Genomic DNA, 17,374 nt, shown 5'->3' on the forward strand with positions numbered 1-17,374 from the left:
TTGTCCTCCTACTCCATCTCGCCGCGAAAATCTTCAAGCGCGCAAAGCGCACGCTCGGCGAGCATTTCCTTCTTGCGCTTCTTGTCGCGGATGCGTCCCTCCAAGGGAGGCAACAGCCCGAAGTTGACGTTCATCGGCTGGAAGTGACGCGAATCTGCCTCCGTGATGTAGGCAGCGAGTGCGCCGTGGCACATCTCGCGCGGAAACACGAGCGGCCTCTTCCCCTTTGCGAGCCGCGCGGCATTGATTCCTGCGACAAGACCCGAGGCCGCTGACTCGACGTAGCCCTCGACGCCCGTCATCTGTCCGGCGAAGAGAAGCTCCGCCTCCTTCTTGAGCTGATACGTCGGCGCGAGAAGACGCGGCGAATCGATGTATGTGTTGCGGTGCATGACGCCGTAGCGCATGAACTCGGCATTTTCCAGTCCCGGGATCATGCAGAAGACGCGCCGCTGCTCGCCCCATTTCAAATGCGTCTGAAAGCCCACGATGTTGTAGAGCGTGCCCGCGGCATTGTCCTGGCGAAGCTGCACGACGGCATGCGGGCGCACGCCCGTCTTCGGGTCTTCGAGGCCGACGGGCTTCAAAGGGCCGAAGAGAAGCGTGCTTTCCCCGCGCGAAGCCATGACCTCTACGGGCATACAGCCCTCGAAGAACACGGGCTTTTCAAAGCTGTGCAGCTCCGCCGTTTCCGCCGTCGTCAGCGCCTGCCAGAAGGCGCGGTACTCCTCTTCTGTCATCGGGCAGTTGATGTAGGCAGGCTCGCCCTTGCCGTAGCGCGAAGCGCGATAGGCCTTCGTCATGTCGATGGATTCGAGCGTCACGATGGGAGCCGCCGCATCGTAAAAGTAAAAGGACGCATCGCCCATCATCTCGCGCAGGCAGGCGGCGAGCGCACCGTCCGTCAGAGGGCCGGACGCCACGATGGTCACGGCATCCTCTTCTCGCGGAATCGTCTCGACGCGCATCCGCACGACCTCGACGCGCGGGTGCGCCGTGAGCTTCTCAGTGATAAAGCGTGAGAATCCCTCACGATCGACGGCGAGCGCACCGCCCGCCGGCACGCGAGTCGCGTCCGCTGCTGCCATGACGAGAGAGCCGAGACGGCGCATCTCCTCCTTGAGGACGCCGACGGCGTTCTCAAGACCCGCGCCGCGCAGAGAATTGCTGCAAACGAGCTCGGCGAAATCCGCCGTCTTGTGCGCGGGACTTGAGTCGGCAGGGCGCATCTCATAGAGCGTGACCTGAGCGCCGCTCTCGGCCGCCTGCCATGCAGCTTCGCTGCCCGCAAGTCCCGCGCCCACGACAATGACCTTCTTCACGTTGTTGCCTCCGCTTCCGCCGCCTTTTCCGCCGCTGCAGCTTCCTTCGCCTTCTTCGCTTCCAAGCGTGCGCGGCTCCTCTCAATCTCCTTGTTGATCGGGTGATCGATGCGCGTCTTGCATTCCTCGTTGCTGCAGTAGGGCAGGATTCTTCCGTTCTTGTAGCGATGGCGCAGCATGAAAGCGCCGCATTCCGGGCACTTTTCCGTCAATGGCTGGTCCCATGTCACATAGTCGCACGCGGGATAATTTTCGCAGCCGTAGAACGCCTGCCCGCGCCTTGAGCGGCGCTCGACGATCCTGCCGCCGCACTTGGGGCACGGCACGCCCGTATCTTTCAAAAGCGGCTTCGTGTTGCGGCAGTCGGGAAAGCCTGGGCAGGCGAGGAACTTGCCGTAGCGTCCCTGCTTGACGACCATGTTCCTGCCGCACTTCTCGCAGATGACGTCGGAAACCTCCTCGGGGATCTCTACCTCGCCAATCGCCTCGTCCGCCTCTTCGAGCGTCTTTTCAAACGGCTCGTAAAAGCCGCGCAGAAGGTCGTTCTTGTCCACCTTTCCCTCGGCGATTTCGTCAAGCTCGTTTTCCAGTCCCGCCGTGAACTGCACGTCGACGATGTCCTTGAAATGTTCTTCGAGCATGTCGTTGACGAGGAAGCCGAGGTCGGTCGGCTGGAAATGCTTGTCCTGGCGCACGACGTAGCCGCGCGCCAAAATCGTCTCAATGATCGGCGCATAGGTGCTCGGACGGCCGATGTCCTCTTCCTCAAGTGTCTTGACGAGCGACGCCTCATTGTATCGCGGCGGCGGTTCCGTGAAGTGCTGCTCGGGCAGAAGATCCAAGAGGGAAAGCGCTTCCCCTGCCGCAAGTTCGGGCAGGAGCACGTCCTTTTCCTTCTTGTTGTCGGCATAGACGGCGAGGAAGCCCGGGAACTTCAGCGTCGAGCCGGAAGCGCGCGCGATGTAGCGCTCGCCTGCCGCCACGCTGACGCTCACCGTATCGAAGACGGCGGGCGTCATCTGGCTCGCGACGAAGCGCTGCCAGATCAGGGTGTAGAGACGAAGCTGCTCACGCGACAAATATTTTTCCATAAGCTCAGGCGTGTTCTCGACACTCGTCGGCCGAATCGCCTCGTGCGCGTCCTGCGCCTTCTTGCCCGCCGCATAGATATTGGGCTTTTCAGGCAGGTAATCCGCGCCGAACGACGTGCCGACGTAGCCGCGCACCTCATCGAGCGCGAGGTCGGAAAGGCGCGTCGAATCCGTGCGCATGTATGTGATGAGGCCGACGGGGCCGCGCCGACCAAGTTCGACGCCCTCATAGAGCTGCTGGGCGATCATCATCGTGCGGCGCGACGTGAAGCCGAGCTTCCTCGATGCGTCCTGCTGCATGCTGCTCGTCGTAAAGGGCGCGACAGGATTGCGCCTGCGCTCGCGCTTCTTGACCTCCTTAACCGAAAAGATCTGCTTCGCCATATCCTTGACGAGAGCTGACGTTTCTTCTTTCGAGTGCAGCGCGAGCTTCTTGCCGTCGACGGTCGCGAGTTCAGCGGCAAACTGTGCGCCGCGCCCCTTCTTGAGCTTCATGCCGACCGTCCAGTATTCCTCGGGCACGAAGGCCTGGATCTCCTTCTCGCGGTCGCATATAAGCTTGACCGTCACCGACTGCACGCGACCGGCGGAAAGCCCCTTCTTGATCTTGCGCCAGAGGAGCGGGCTGAGCTTGTAGCCGACGATGCGGTCGAGCATGCGGCGCGCCTGCTGCGCGTCTACGCGGTCGATGTTGATCGGGTACGGCTCCTTGACTGCCGCCTGTATGGCCGGCTTCGTGATCTCGTTGAAGACGATGCGGCAATTCTCGTTCGGGTCGATGCCCAGAATGTGCGCGAGATGCCAAGCGATCGCCTCGCCTTCGCGGTCAGGATCGCTTGCCAGATAGATCTTGGCGGCGCGCTTCGCATCCTTCTTCAGCGCCTTGATGAGATCGCCCTTGCCGCGGATATTGATGTACTTCGGCGCAAAGTCGTTCTCAACGTCAATGCCGAACTGGCTCTTCGGAAGATCGCGCAGATGCCCCATGGACGCTCGCACCATGTATTTCTTGCCGAGATACTTCTCGATCGTCTTCGCCTTCGCCGGCGACTCGACAACGACCAAGGTCTGCGGAGCTTCCTTCTTCGCTGCAGTCTTTTTCGCCGCGGTCTTCTTCGCAACGGTCTTCTTCGCAGCAGTCTTCTTCAGCGCTGACTTTTTTTCGGCAGGCCTCTTCTCAGCGGCAGATGCCGTCGCGGCGGACTTCTTCGCAGCGGATTTCTTGGTCGCCGTCTTCTTCGCCGAAGCCTTCTTTACGGCAGCCTCCTTCGCTGCCGGCTTTTCCACGGCGGCTGTCTTCGCCGCACCCTTTCCAGCGGCTCTCTTCCCTTCTTTTTTCTCCGCTTGCCCTGCGACTTCCCTATTCTTCTCTTGCGGCGTCTTTTTCTGCGCTGTCGGCAAGATCGCCCCTCCTCAACTCTTAGATACTCAAACACTCTTCCCCTTGGCGCTGCGGATGTATGTGCGCATGGGCGTCTCTTCGACAAGACCCTTGACGCGCAGTCCCAGCAAAAGGAATGCGACGTTCGCGGCCTTGCCCTGCAGGCGGCAGATCAGCTCGTCGAGAGAAAGCGCCGCCTCACGCGAAAGGAGCGCGTAGACCGCCGCTTCCTCCTCAGTCAACTCCTGCGGGGGCGATGCGCTCGTTCGCGGCGCGTCGTCCTCGTACTCAGCGGCAACGTCGGCGGCCGAGACGACAAGCCGCGCCCCCTGCTGAATCAGGCGATGGCAGCCACGGCTCGTCGCCGAGTAGATGCTGCCGGGCACGGCAAAGACGTCGCGCCCCTCGCTCAGGGCGAACTCCGCCGTGATCAAAGAGCCGCTCCGCTCCGCCGCCTCGACGACGATTGTGCCATGCGCGATGCCGCTGATGATGCGGTTCCGCGCGGGGAAAAAGGCCGCGAGCGGCGCCGTGCCCGGCGCATACTCGGAAATAACCGCACCCTTCTCGGCAATCTCCGCCAGAAGCCGCGCATTCTCGCGCGGATAGGCGACATCGACACCGCAGCCGAGCACGGCGACCGTCTCGCCCGCCTGCAAAGCGCCCTTGTGCGAGGCCGTGTCGATGCCGCGCGCCGCGCCGCTCACGACGACAAAACCGCGCTCGGCAAGACCGAGCGCGATGTCCTCCGCCGCCCCCTTGCCATAGGCGCTCGCGTGCCGTGCGCCGACCATGGCGACGACGGGATGCTTCAGGCAATCGAGCGAGCCGCGGCAAAAGAGCGTCTGCGGCGGATTGTAGATTTCCTTCAACAGAGCGGGATATGCCTCATCTAACGGAACGAAGAGCGAGATGCCGCCCTTTTCGCACGCAGCCGCAATCTCCTCGGGCAGAGCTTCGTTCCTGCGGCAAAAATCATGCAGCGCCGCCGCACGCTCGGGCGAAAGATGCGCTGCACGAAGCGCCTCGGCGCGCGCGTGCCACGCGTCCTGCGCCGACCCAAAAACGCGCACGAGGGAGGCCGCCACACGACTCCCCACGCCCGGAGCACGGCAAAGAGCCGCGAGGAAGAATCGCTCCATGAAGTCACTCCTCTCCACCTCTTTACGCCTTCATGTGTCACGTGAATCCCGCGAATGATGCTTACGCCCTGCGCGTGACCTCGACCTCGACGTAATCCAACGGGCCATGGATGAGCACGGCATGCTTGCGCACGCGTGTCGTAACCTCAACGACCTGCGGGAACTTCTTCAAGATGCAGTCACCCGTCTTCGCCGCAAGAGTCATCAAGAGGTTGACCTTCGTCTCCTCCACAGTGTCCTCGATCAGAGGATAGACCGCCGCTGCATCAATCGCACCGTCTTCGATCCGATCCGTATCGCAGGCCTTGTCGTCGCGCGTCACCATCTCGACATCGACGTTAAGCTTCGCGCCCTGCTCCTTCTCATATTCATAAACGCCCTGAAAGCCATAAAACATCATGTTCATCATTCTGATCTTTGCCATGAAAATCCTCTCCTTCTCCCACGTTTTACATCTCCAAAAGCGCCAGGATATCGCGCGCCAAGACCTCAAGCCCCCACGGCTGACGCAGAAGCACGGCGGCGGCCGCACGGTACTGCGCGAGCGTCGCGAAGAGCAGTACATCCGTGCGCTCCTCGCTGAGGTCGACGGCATGGCGCGATACGGCGGCGTCCGCCCCCTTCGACAGGAACGTCTGCTTGACGACATTCGCCGCCTTCGTCGGCAGATCATGCACGCGGATCACGCAGAAGACAGCCTTGTCACGCATGATCGCGACGCCCGCTTCCGTGCAGCCGATCTCGCGCATGGCCGCCGCCGCCGTCTCCCTGCCCCAAGGCTCCATGCGCTCAAGCGCAAAACCTTTCCGCTCCACGAAATCCCCCCTTGCGCTTCATTTCCTCTCATTGTATCATAAAGAGAACGGAAAAGGTACGAAAAATTTGCAAAGCAGCGACAAACGGGGTGAACTCCATGAGCGACGTCTTCCTGCTCTTTCTCATCTTCCTCATGCTCGCCTATACATTCTGGGACGAGCTTTTCACACGGTAATCGTACAGGACGGGGCTGTGCACACAATGAAGTGAGCGCAGCCCCGTCCTGCCGTTTCCGTGAGAATCACCCGATACATTCAAAGATACCGCCCCGTGATACTCTGCGGCTCCCTGTGGATGTCCTCGTGCGTGCCGCAGGCGACAATCTCGCCCCCTGCATCCCCGCCGCCCGGCCCCATGTCGAGGATGTAGTCGGCGTTCCGGATGACATCGAGGTCATGCTCGATGACGATGACGGTCGCGCCGCTCGCCAAGAGTGTCTGAAATACGCCGAGCAGTGTCTCTACATCGAGCGGATGCAGACCGATCGTCGGCTCATCGAAGACGAATACGGAGCCCTCCTGCCCTCTTCCCATATCGCTCGCGAGCTTCAATCGCTGTGCCTCGCCACCCGACAGCCCCGGCGTCGCTTCGCCGAGCGTCAAATAGCCTAGACCGAGATCGTGCAGGATCTGAAGCCGCCGCTGCACCGCCTTCAAATCGCCGCAAAGTTCCAGCACCTCATCGACGCTCAGCGACATCAGCTCGGGCAGAGAACAGGCCTGCTTCCCCTTGCGCTGCACGCGAAGAAGATCGGCGGCTTCCCTGCAATAGCGCGAGCCGCCGCAGTCGGGGCAGTCAATCGTGACATCGGGCAGGAATTGGACATCGAGGCTGATCGAGCCTGTTCCGTCGCACGTCGGACAGCGAAGTTTCCCCGTGTTGTAGGAAAAATCCCCCGCCTTATAGCCATGCGCCTTCGCCGCCTCCGTGCGCGCATAAATCTTTCGCAACTCGTCGTGTACGTTCGCGTAGGTGGCGACGGTAGAACGCACGTTGGCGCCGATCGGCACAGCGTCGATCAGCCGCACCTGCCGCACGCCGTCAGCGGCGATTTCTCGAACGTGCGCGGGAAGCGCCGTGCCGTTGATCTTCGCTTCGAGCGCCGGAATGAGGCTTTCAAGGATCAGCGTCGTCTTGCCCGAGCCGGAAACGCCGGTCACGACGCTCAGTCGTCCCAGCGGAAACACGGCGTGAAGAGGCTTCACCGTATAGATCTGCTCCGTCTTGAGCGCGATCCTGCCGTGACGGAACATATCCTCAGCCGGCGCAGGCGTATGGACGCGCACCTTTTTTCTGCCGGACAGAAAGGTGCCAATGCGCGAGTCCTCGTTCTTTTCCAGTGCCGTGAGCGTCCCCTGCGCGATGATCGTGCCGCCGCCCGCTCCCGCCTCCGGCCCCATCTCAATGAAGTGATCGGCGCTCTTCAAAATCTGCACGTCGTGATCGACGAGGATGATGGAGTTCCCGTCAGCCATAAGCTCCTGCATGACGTGCAGCAGTCCTTCGATGTTCGACGGATGAAGTCCGATGGACGGCTCATCGAGAACGTAGAGCACGCCCGTCGTCCGCTTGCGCACGGCGCGCGCAAGCTGCATGCGCTGCCGCTCTCCCGTCGAGAGCGTCGATGCCGCGCGATCGAGCGCGAGGTAGCCGAGACCGAGTTCCATGAGGCGCGCCGCCGTATGCCGGAACGTCTCGCAGATGCTTTGCGCCATCGGAACCATATCCTGCGGCATCGCCCGGGGAACATCCGCGACCCACGCCGCAAGCTCCGTCAGCGTCATGCGGCAGACATCCGGCAGGGAAAGTCCCGCGAGGCGCGGCGCACGCGCTGCATCCGAGAGGCGCGTGCCGTGACACGACGGGCAGATCTCCTGGCGCAGGAATTTTTCCACGCGCTTCATGCCCTTTTCATCCTTGACCTTCGCAAGCGCATTTTCTACGGTATAAATCGCGTTGAAATAGGTGAATTCCATCTCTCCCGCCGCACCAGTCTTTTTGAGCTGATAGACCATATGCACTTTGTCGGGCGGCCCGTGAAAGACGATGTCCCTCTCTTTCGCGGTAAGCTCGCGGAACGGCACGTCCGTCCGCACGCCCAACTTCTGCGCAATCTCCTTCATCAGCGACCACATGAGCGTCTGCCACGGCAGCACCGCGCCCTCGTCGATCGAGAGAGATTCGTCGGGCACGAGCGTCGACTCATCGACGACGCGCACGATTCCCGTGCCGCCGCACGCCTCGCAGGCGCCGCCGCTGTTGAATGCCAGCTCCTCCGCACCTGGCGCGTAGAAATGCACGCCGCACGTCGGGCAAGTGATCTCCTGCTCCGCTGCGACCCTGCGCGTCGGCGGCACATAGTGACCGTTCGGGCAGCGATGGCTCGCCAGACGCGAGAACATCAGCCGCACGACGTTCAGCAGCTCCGTCGCGGTGCCGAACGTGCTGCGCATCCCGGGCACGCCCGGGCGCTGATGCAGCGCGAGCGCCGCCGGAATATAGCGCACCTCGTCGACACGCGCCTTCTCCGCCTGTGTCATGCGCCGCCTCGTGTACGTCGACAACGCTTCCAGATACCGCCGCGACCCTTCGGCGTAGAGCACGCCGAGCGCGAGAGAGGACTTGCCCGATCCCGAAACGCCCGCAATGCCGACGATTTTATGCAGCGGAATGTCGACGGATATATTCTTCAAATTGTGCACGCGCGCCCCTCGGACTTCGATAGCCAATGGAACCGCCCGGCTTTCACTTCGTTCTTTTGTCATTTCGTCTCCCATCTTGCCGGCCTCGGCTACTTTCTCCTTCCTGCAACATCTTCCCGTTCCTCGCAGATGGGATTCGCGGCAAAAAGCCGATTCACCCGCTCGCTGAATAGATCTTTGATTTCCTCGAACGAATGATGTCGGAAGTAACTGGGGGACAGATCTCTCAACGCTTTTCTCTTGATTTCACGGAATTTTTGGCGATTCCTGTACAAAAAATCCGCCGCACAGTTGACCTCATAATAGGTTTCGTATTTTGTTCTCTCGGTGAATTGCATGCCGCTGTAACAAGAATCCCATTTTATGTTGTATCGGTTTATCAGATATTTCTTGCAAATCAGTTCATGCCAGATTTCACTGCCGACAACAGACATATTAATGACCATCGTGCTTTTTCCGGGATGATTCCCGTCACATGACCCTCCGGTGAAAATGCAACAGGCAGATATGGCTTTGATGTAACGGGCGATGAAGCTATCGAGGCATGATACGCCGACTTTCCATGCATGCTCCCGGCGTTGGAAGTACTGCCAGTTATAGCCATTGCACCACGACTCCCCTCCATACGGAGGACGAGCGTCGAACAGAGCTTCAAAGGCGGCGACGTTCAAGTCAGACGAAGGGACGATCTCGCTTCCGCAAAGACTGCCGCATTCGGATTCAGCCAACAGCCTATTCAAATACCGGGCATCATCCATATACCTTTCATCATGTAAGCAGGAATTATCACTGAGGCATGGTTTGCCATCTATGATTTCCACTAAAAAACCGCGGGCTTTGATCAATGCGATCAAATAATCCTGTTCACTTTTACAGCTTTGCCGTATTCTTGCAAAAAAGTCCGCTCTATTCACGATACCCTCTCCCTATATAATCTTAGATCCGCTTACCCGTCTCTACGTTGATTCATTGCCGTTTCCACGCCGGCTCTGTTGTCCTTGGAATATGCAAAGATTGAAATCTTAAGTTTATTATAAGATATTCACAAACAATGTCAACATAAAGCAAAACAGCGATTTGCATGGATACGGCAAATCGCTGTTTCTTCTCCCCCCTCCGCCTCAGGCCAATCCTTGCAGGAAGTTCCGCATGATCTTCTCGCCGTCGGGCGTCAGGATGGACTCGGGATGGAACTGGATTCCCTCGATGGCGTACTCCTTGTGGCGCACGCCCATGATTGTGCCGTCTTCCAGCTCGGCGGTGACGGTGAGGCAGTCGGGCAGGGATTCGCGCTCGATGACGAGCGAGTGGTAGCGGCCTACTGCCGCTTTCTCGGGCAGTCCTGCGTAAAGGCCCTGACTGTCGTGGCGAATCGGCGAAGGCTTGCCATGCACGATCTCCTTGGCGCGCACGATGCGGCCGCCGAAGACTTCGCCGATTGCCTGATGCCCGAGGCAGATGCCGAGGAGCGGCACCTTGCCCTTCGCCGCTTCGATCAGCATCTCAAGATTGCCCGCATCCTTCGGCAACCCCGGCCCCGGCGAGAGGATCACGGCCTCGTAGTGCGCCGCCAACACGTCCTCGGGCGTCACGGCATCGTTTCGCACGACCTCAACCTCTGCGCCGAGGGAAGCGAGAAGTTGATAGATATTGTATGTAAATGAATCGTAGTTGTCAAAAAGCAACAACATCGTTTTCCACCTCCTCGACAACTTCAAACAGCGCCCGCGCCTTCTGCAGAATCTCCCGATATTCGTTTTCGGGCACGGAATCCGCGACGATGCCCGCCCCCGCTTGGATCACGGCGGTTTCGTCGTTTTCGATGCGCATCGTGCGCAAGGTGATACACATGTCCATATTGCCGTAGAAGTCCATATAGCCGACCGTGCCCGCATACGTGTCGCGCTTTACAGGTTCAAGCTCGCGGATGATCTCCATGGCGCGCAGCTTTGGCGCACCGCTGACCGTGCCTGCGGGAAATGCCGCCGCCAAGACGTCCAGAGGGCGGCATTCCTTCTTGAGCCGCCCGACGACCTCGGAGACCATGTGGAGCACATGGCTGAACTTCTCGATCTCCTTGAACTTCGTCACGCGCACGCTGCCCGCCTCGCTGATGCGCCCGATGTCGTTGCGCGCGAGGTCGACGAGCATTGCGTGCTCAGCACACTCCTTCGCGTCCGCCTTGAGCTCGGCGGCGAGCGCCGCGTCCTCCTCGTCGTTCCTGCCACGCCGGCGCGTGCCCGCAATCGGATAGGTGAAGATCTTGTCTCCCGCCACCTTCACGAGCATCTCGGGCGAAGCGCCGACGAGTTTGACGCTGCCGAAGTTCAGATAGAACATGTAGGGCGACGGATTGACCTGTCGCAGGCGGCGATAGAAGTGGAAGCTCGGCTTCGTGATCTTCTCGCGGAACTGGCGCGACGGCACGACTTGGAAGATGTCGCCGGCGAAGATATGCTCCTTCGCCTTTTCGACGGCGGCAATAAAGTCACCGGAATCGCTTTCATACTTCGCGAGGAAGTCGAGCGGCTTCCTTCGCTTCGCAGCCGTTTTGGCGGCAGGCGCGACGGGCGCGCGCAGCCGTTCTGCGATCGTTTCCATCTTCCACGCCGCCTCTTCGTACACAGTATCTGCCGTTTCCTCCGTGACGCGCGCGAGATGGATGAGCCGCGCCGTATTTTTCAAGGCGTCGAAGACCACTAGGTGACGGCAGACCATGAACTGGCCGAGAAGTTCATCTTCGTCGAGCGTCATTGTGCGCACACGGTCGAAGGTCGCGGCGATTTCATAGTTCAGATAGCCGACCATACCGCCGTTCGCCAGCGGCAGCTCCTCGTCCTCCACCGCAGGGCGGAAGCCTTCCATATATTTTTTGAGCGTTTCCTGCGGCGTGCCGTCAAGGCATTTCATCAAATCGTTTTCGCGGATCATCAGGCGCTCCTTGAAAACCTGCAGGCGAATGAACGGCTCAGCGCCGATGAACGAATAACGCCCGAACTGCTGATGCGTCGTATCGACGGATTCGAGGATGAAACCCTCCGCCTCGCCGACGAGCTTGCAATAGACGGAAACGGGCGTATCGAGATCCATGGAGATCTCCGCCGTGACGGCGATGAGATTCGCCGTCTTTGCCAACTCCTTAAAACGCGCCAACGATGGCTGCAAAGTCATCATTTTCTGCACCTCCCTCAGCCATGATATGCCGCATCGAGAGCTTTGCGCATCGCCGCGATCAAGTCCGCAGCCTCATCCCGCCTGTCCGCGAGCAGGAGCTTGACGACGGCGCTGCCCACGATGACGGCGTCGGCTTGTGCCGCCGCTTCGACAGCCGCCTCGGGCGAGCCGATGCCGAAGCCGACCGCTAATGGCGTCTTCGTATAGGCGCGCGCACCCTTGACGATCTTGCCGATCCGACTGTAGTCGACCTTCTTGACTCCCGTGACGCCATTGTTGGACACGCAGTAGATGAAGCCTGCAGCGCTCGCGCACGTCTCCTTCATACGCTCGGATGTCGTGCCCGGTGTGATGAACTCCATCAAGGGAAAATCGTGTGCCGCGCAAATTTCGCGCATTTCACCCGACTCCTCGTGCGGCACATCGGGGATGATGACGCCGTCCATGCCCGCCGCCTTGAAGTCCTCGACGAAACGGGGGAAGCCGTAGTGCAACATATTGTTGACATAGCCCATGCCCACGAGCGGCATCTCGGAGAAACGGCGAATCGCCTGCACGATTTCGCGCACTTTCGCGAGCGTCATGCCGCCCTTCAAGGCGGCGACGGAAGCCGTCTGGATGACGGGACCGTCCGCCATCGGGTCGGAAAACGGCAGCCCGAGCTCTATGACGTCGGCTCCCGCCGCCTCTGTGCGGCGCACCGCATCGATCATGCCTTCCGCATCGGGCATGCCCGCCGTCAGATAGATGATGAGCCCTTTCCTGCCCTTTTCTTTCAGACCGTTCAATACATGTTCCAAACGCGTGCTCATTCGCTTTCCCTCCCCAATGCTTTTGCCACCATCTGCACATCTTTGTCGCCGCGCCCTGAGAGGCAAACAACGACGACCTCATTCTCCTTCGTCCCGGGCATCAGTTTCTCAAGATACGCGAGCGCATGGGAGCTTTCCATGGCGGGCACGATGCCTTCCAGGCGGCAAAGCCGCTGAAACGCCGCGAGCGCTTCCTCGTCCGTGACCGAAACGTACTCCACGATGCCTTGATCCTTGAAGTAAGAATGCTCGGGGCCGACGCCCGGATAATCGAGCCCTGCGGAAACGGAATACGCCTCGACGACCTGTCCGTCCGCGTCCTGCAGCAGGTAGCTGTAAGCGCCGTGCAGGACGCCCGGCTCACCGGCGCCGCTCAAGGTACGCGCGTTGTCGACGGGAGCCTCGCCGCGCCCGCCGGCCTCGACGCCGTACTTCTTGACGGAAGCCTCGTCCTTGAAATCATAGAACGTGCCGATGGCGTTGCTGCCGCCGCCGACGCAGGCGACGAGCGCATCGGGCAGCTGCCCGCACGCCGCCTTGACCTGTGCGCGGATCTCCTCGCCAATCATCTTCTGGAAGTCACGCACCATGCTCGGGTACGGGTGCGGCCCGACCGCCGAGCCGATGATGTAGTAGGTGTCCGTGATATTCGTCGCCCAGTAGCGGATCGCCTCGCTCGTCGCATCCTTGAGCGTGCCCGTGCCGCTCGCGACGGGAATGACCTTCGCGCCCAAAAGCTCCATGCGGAAGACGTTGAGGCTCTGGCGCTTGACGTCTTCCTCCCCCATGAAGACATGGCACTCCATGCCGAAGAGCGCCGCGACCGTCGCCGAGGCGACGCCGTGCTGCCCTGCGCCCGTCTCGGCGACGATGCGCTTCTTGCCCATGCGTTTTGCGAGCAATGCCTGCCCGAGCGCATTGTTGATCTTGTGTGCGCCCGTATGCAGAAGATCCTCGCGCTTGAGGAAGATGCGCGCCTTGCCGTAATGCTCGGTAAGCTTCTCGGCAAAGTACAATCGCGTCGGACGGCCTGCGTACTCTTGCAGATAGCGCCGAAACTCCGCTTGAAACTCCTCGTCCTCCCTGCATCTCGCATAGGCGGCTTCCAATTCCTGCAGCGCCGGCATGACGATTTCCGGCACATACTGTCCGCCGTATGCCCCGAATCTCCCCTTCTTTTTCATGTAAATCCCTCAACTTTCTTCTATAATCAATAGCAATAATTTCCTTTGCGCTTCTTCCCCGCTCAGGCGCTCTCCTGCGCCAGTGCACGCGGCTCCGCCAGGCGCCGCGTCATCTCCGCAACATCATCGGCACGCACGAGCCCCTCGCCCACGAGAATGCCGCCGCAGCCCGCCTCCTGCAGGCGGCGCGCATCCGCAGCGCTGAAAATGCCGCTCTCACTGATCCATGTGCGGCTTTCCTCCGCCTTGGGCAGAAGCTCCAATGTGTTCTCGATCGAGGTCGTGAACGTCTGCAAATTGCGGTTGTTGATGCCGATAAACTCGGCCGGCGTCGCCAGGGCGGCCTTCATGTCCGCCTCATCGTGCACCTCGACGAGCACATCTAGGCCGATCTCCCATGCTCGGAACACATACTCTAAAAGCTGGGCAGGCGAGAGGATGCGCGCGATCAGCAGCACGGCGTCCGCGCCGAGCATGCGCGCCTCGAAGATCTGATACTCGTCGATGATGAAATCCTTGCGCAAGAGCGGCAGATCGACGAGAGAACGCACGCGCGCCAAGTCCTCGTTCGAGCCGAGGAAATGCGGATCAGTATGAACCGACAGCATCGAAGCGCCGTTCTCCGCATAGATGCGTGCGAGTTCATCCACCGTATGCGTGCGGCACAGCCTTCCTTTGGCAGGCGACTGCAGCTTGCACTCGGCAATAAGATTCCAGTCGCGCGCCTGAAAGCGCTTCGTCATATAAAAGCCGCCGCAGCGCTCCCTCGCCCTCGCCTTGAGCTCGGCAAACGGCAGCCGCCGCTTCGCCTCCGCCACCAAGTCACGCTTCTTCTCCACGATTTCCGCTAAAATATCTTTCATTCCGGAATCCTCCGTTTCTGCACAACTGCCATAAATGCTCGTATCCTCTCGACGGATTTCCGCTTCTCGATCTCAAGACTGCCCGAAACATCGACGCCGTAGGGGCAGAAGACCTCTTCCGCCTCGCGCACATTGCCGCTCGCAATGCCGCCCGCGACCAACAGGGGCTTTTCGAGACGCGCCGTTTCCTCCGCAGCCTCACGCCAGCGGAAGCGCTGCCCCGTACCGCCGACAGCGTCTTTGGAAAAGCTGTCGAGCAGAATGATCTCCGCCGGATACTCGTTCGCCTTCTCCACCGAGAAGTCGTCGCCCCAGCGAAACGCCTTGATGACGGGACGGCAGACCGCACGCGCATAGGCGGCGCTCTCATGCCCGTGGAGCTGCACGAAGTCAAGACTGCAGAAATCTGCGGCGGCATTGACCGCGTCGAGCGGTGCATCGACAAACACCCCAACCGTCTTGGCGCGCTGCACATGCTTCGTCAGACCGCGCACCTCTTCCGGCAAAACATGGCGATGGTTCTTCTCGTAAAAGATAAAACCCAAAAAGTCCGCCCCCGCGTCCTCCGCCGCCAACACCGCCTCTTCTGTGCGCAAGCCGCAAATCTTGACCTTCATACCACTCACTCCTTCAAAAAAAATCGCCCCTTGCAGGAATCACAAACCTGCAAGGGGCGAAATATTTCGCGGTGCCACCCTTTTCAAGTCAAGTTCAGAAAACAAAAAAGCCACTTCGCCGCCTCGGGACGAAATGGATTCGCAGCCACCCTGAAATTGACCTCTCGTTTCAGGTACAGGAAAAACCGATACCCTAGCCCTCTAACGGTGGCAGCCGTTCCAGCCTACTCGGCACAGCCTTTCGGTGGACTCTCACAGGACCATTCACCATGCGCTTCCCGCCGATCATCACACCTCCCCGAAGGGTCATCGGCTCGCTGTAGGAAAGTTTACAAGGCTACTATTTCCTGCTCTACGATTTACATATATACACTTGACGATTTGAAAATCGATGTTGCCATTATAAAACAGAGCTGCACACTCTGTCAAGCACTTTATCCCATTATTTTTCTATGAAACCCAAGAAATCAAACTGAAGGCGCAGAGCGATTGGCGAGATTTCATTAAGGGCGGCGCACAATGTCCACGAAATGGGCGTTTGTGCGTGTAGTTTTCTATGCTTCTCGTATTTTCCGAGACAAAGAAAAGCATGACGCGCACGCCATGCTTTTTCTTTTCCAGCTCCTCTGCCCTTACGCCTGAATCGCCGCATATCGCTCGCTTGCCAGCACCTTTTCCATATATTCATACGGCGTGATGCGATCCTCCACCACCATGGAGAATACGCTGGGACTGCAGCCGGAAACGAGCATGACGCCTTGCTCGTTCATCTTGACGGGCTGCTGCTGGCGGCGGCTCTGCACGTTCCAGAAAACGATGCGCGGCAAGCGATAGCCCGCTTCGGCAAACATCTTCTTCGCCTGCTCAAAATTTGTCACAGAGGCATTTTCCGTACAGGCGTCAAACTCCATGTCCGTGATGATGTAAAGCACCTCGGGCATCTCCTGCTGCGACACGCCGCCCGAAACCGCCGCATGTAGCAGAAGGCGGAAGACGCCTTCGAGATTCGTATTTGCCACCTCGTTAAACGTCCTGCAATAGCTGACCTTGTCCGCAATCGTCGTGCCCTTGATCTGAAGGATGCGCGGTTTACGAGAAAACGTGATGAAATGATCGCGGAACGCGCCCTCATTGCGCTCTGCAAAATAGACGGCGAGCGAGAGCGCGACGCAGGCCGGCAAAGGCTCTCCGCCCCCATACATGGAAGCGGAACCGTCGAGCACGACGAGCGCGTTCTCCCCACGCGTATAGTCGGGAAGCGCCTTCCATGTGATGTCGAGGGTACGCGATTCCTCCGCCGAAAGGCCTCTTCCACTATCCCAATGGCAAAGCGGGCGAATGACTTCGTAAGGATAGAGCGTCCCCGTATGAAGAGTCTCATTCCCGCGCGCCACGCGCTCCAAGAAGGCCTCGTAGCGCTTCGCATCGTTGCGCCGAAAAGCCTCGCGGTACTTGAACATCGCCTTGGACGGCTGCTTCGCATAATCAAAGCTGTAGTCCTTCGTGCGCAAATGATCTTCGATGATCCGGATGCAGCGACGCAGACGGACGAGCATCTTTCGATATTCCGCCTCCTGCATCCCGAACGACGCCGCCAGATGACGCGCCTTAGCACGCGCCTCACGCGACGAGGTGTTGACGGACGGCAGCCACTTCGCTAGGAGGGAGACATCCTCCCCTTTTTGCGACGCGCCGAGATCGCTTTCTAGCTGCTTACGAATCAAGCGAATGGCGGCAGACTCCAACGGCGTGCCAAAGAGCGCGAGCACATCGTCCCAGCGCCCGTACTCGGGGATGAGCGGCAGATTCTTCTCCACGCACGCAGGCGCATACGCGGCAAGATGGCGCAGAAGCACGCGAAAGACGCGACGCTCGCCCAGCCCGCCGCGAACATCACGCGCATAGAAGAGCGTGCGCAGCGCACGCACAGGATCCTCGGCAAAAGCGCGCGTGAAGCGCGCGACGATCTCCGCCTCCTTCGCAGAGCGCAAGGCGCCGACCGCCGCAAAGAAGTCGAGCACGTCCGAACCTGAGCCAGCGTAGGTCGCGGCATCGTTCTCCGTCCGCGTGTACGTCTTATTGCTTTCCTCTTTGAGCAAGTCGAGCATCGTGCTTCCTCCTTCGCGCAAAAAGCCCGGCGCAAAGTGCAGATGCAAATGTGCCGGACAGATTCATTCTCCGCAGCATACGCCGGGAACATATACAAAAACAAGATGCCGCGGACGGAAACAGCAAGCCGCTCCGCCCGGTGAGGTCGTGCCTCACTATTG

14 protein-coding genes are annotated in these 17,374 nt (G+C 59.9%); all 14 read right to left on the minus strand.

Features of this window, described 5'->3' with window-relative positions; genetic code table 11:
• Positions 1 to 8 precede the first annotated feature (8 nt).
• A complete protein-coding gene (gene trmFO, locus HMPREF1153_RS00565) occupies positions 9 to 1,322 on the minus strand; it encodes a methylenetetrahydrofolate--tRNA-(uracil(54)-C(5))-methyltransferase (FADH(2)-oxidizing) TrmFO (protein ID WP_009644911.1) in 1,314 nt (437 codons plus the stop codon).
• Complete coding sequence (gene topA, locus HMPREF1153_RS00570) at positions 1,319 to 3,814, minus strand: type I DNA topoisomerase (protein WP_009644989.1); 2,496 nt, start codon at positions 3,812 to 3,814, stop codon at positions 1,319 to 1,321. Before topA ends, trmFO begins: the two co-directional genes overlap by 4 nt.
• 27 nt (positions 3,815 to 3,841) lie before the next feature.
• Entirely contained in the window at positions 3,842 to 4,936 is a 1,095-nt protein-coding gene (dprA, locus tag HMPREF1153_RS00575) for a DNA-processing protein DprA (protein ID WP_009644921.1), read from the minus strand.
• A gap of 61 nt (positions 4,937 to 4,997) precedes the next feature.
• Complete coding sequence (gene folB / locus HMPREF1153_RS00580) at positions 4,998 to 5,360, minus strand: dihydroneopterin aldolase (protein WP_009644917.1); 363 nt, start codon at positions 5,358 to 5,360, stop codon at positions 4,998 to 5,000.
• A 25-nt stretch (positions 5,361 to 5,385) separates the two neighbouring features.
• Entirely contained in the window at positions 5,386 to 5,751 is a 366-nt protein-coding gene (locus HMPREF1153_RS00585) for a hypothetical protein (protein ID WP_009644987.1), read from the minus strand.
• A gap of 255 nt (positions 5,752 to 6,006) precedes the next feature.
• Entirely contained in the window at positions 6,007 to 8,517 is a 2,511-nt protein-coding gene (locus HMPREF1153_RS00590; RefSeq protein WP_009645006.1) for an excinuclease ABC subunit A, read from the minus strand.
• 26 nt (positions 8,518 to 8,543) lie between these two features.
• Positions 8,544 to 9,368, minus strand: coding sequence for a hypothetical protein (locus HMPREF1153_RS00595; RefSeq protein ID WP_037369301.1), 825 nt, complete (start codon positions 9,366 to 9,368; stop codon positions 8,544 to 8,546).
• A 207-nt stretch (positions 9,369 to 9,575) separates the two neighbouring features.
• A complete protein-coding gene (locus tag HMPREF1153_RS00600) occupies positions 9,576 to 10,145 on the minus strand; it encodes an anthranilate synthase component II (RefSeq protein WP_009644923.1) in 570 nt (189 codons plus the stop codon).
• Positions 10,129 to 11,625, minus strand: a complete 1,497-nt coding sequence (gene trpE, locus HMPREF1153_RS00605) for an anthranilate synthase component I (RefSeq protein ID WP_037369332.1) — start codon at positions 11,623 to 11,625, stop codon at positions 10,129 to 10,131. Before trpE ends, HMPREF1153_RS00600 begins: the two co-directional genes overlap by 17 nt.
• Positions 11,626 to 11,642: 17 nt before the next feature.
• Positions 11,643 to 12,440: a tryptophan synthase subunit alpha gene (gene trpA, locus HMPREF1153_RS00610; RefSeq protein WP_009644965.1), complete on the minus strand. Its 798-nt coding sequence runs from the start codon at positions 12,438 to 12,440 to the stop codon at positions 11,643 to 11,645.
• Positions 12,437 to 13,624, minus strand: coding sequence for a tryptophan synthase subunit beta (gene trpB / locus HMPREF1153_RS00615; RefSeq protein ID WP_009645021.1), 1,188 nt, complete (start codon positions 13,622 to 13,624; stop codon positions 12,437 to 12,439). Before trpB ends, trpA begins: the two co-directional genes overlap by 4 nt.
• Before the next feature lie 62 nt (positions 13,625 to 13,686).
• On the minus strand, positions 13,687 to 14,487 hold the full coding sequence (gene trpC / locus HMPREF1153_RS00620) for an indole-3-glycerol phosphate synthase TrpC (protein WP_009644943.1): 801 nt from the start codon (positions 14,485 to 14,487) through the stop codon (positions 13,687 to 13,689).
• The gene (locus tag HMPREF1153_RS00625; protein WP_009644916.1) at positions 14,484 to 15,104 is read right to left on the minus strand and encodes a phosphoribosylanthranilate isomerase; all 621 of its coding nucleotides are present in this window, start codon (positions 15,102 to 15,104) and stop codon (positions 14,484 to 14,486) included. The genes trpC and HMPREF1153_RS00625 overlap by 4 nt, the downstream gene beginning before the upstream one ends.
• Before the next feature lie 632 nt (positions 15,105 to 15,736).
• Positions 15,737 to 17,212, minus strand: a complete 1,476-nt coding sequence (locus HMPREF1153_RS00630; protein WP_037369305.1) for a DUF2828 family protein — start codon at positions 17,210 to 17,212, stop codon at positions 15,737 to 15,739.
• Positions 17,213 to 17,374: the final 162 nt, after the last annotated feature.

Source organism: Selenomonas sp. CM52 (genome assembly GCF_000292955.1).
GTDB lineage: Bacteria > Bacillota > Negativicutes > Selenomonadales > Selenomonadaceae > Selenomonas.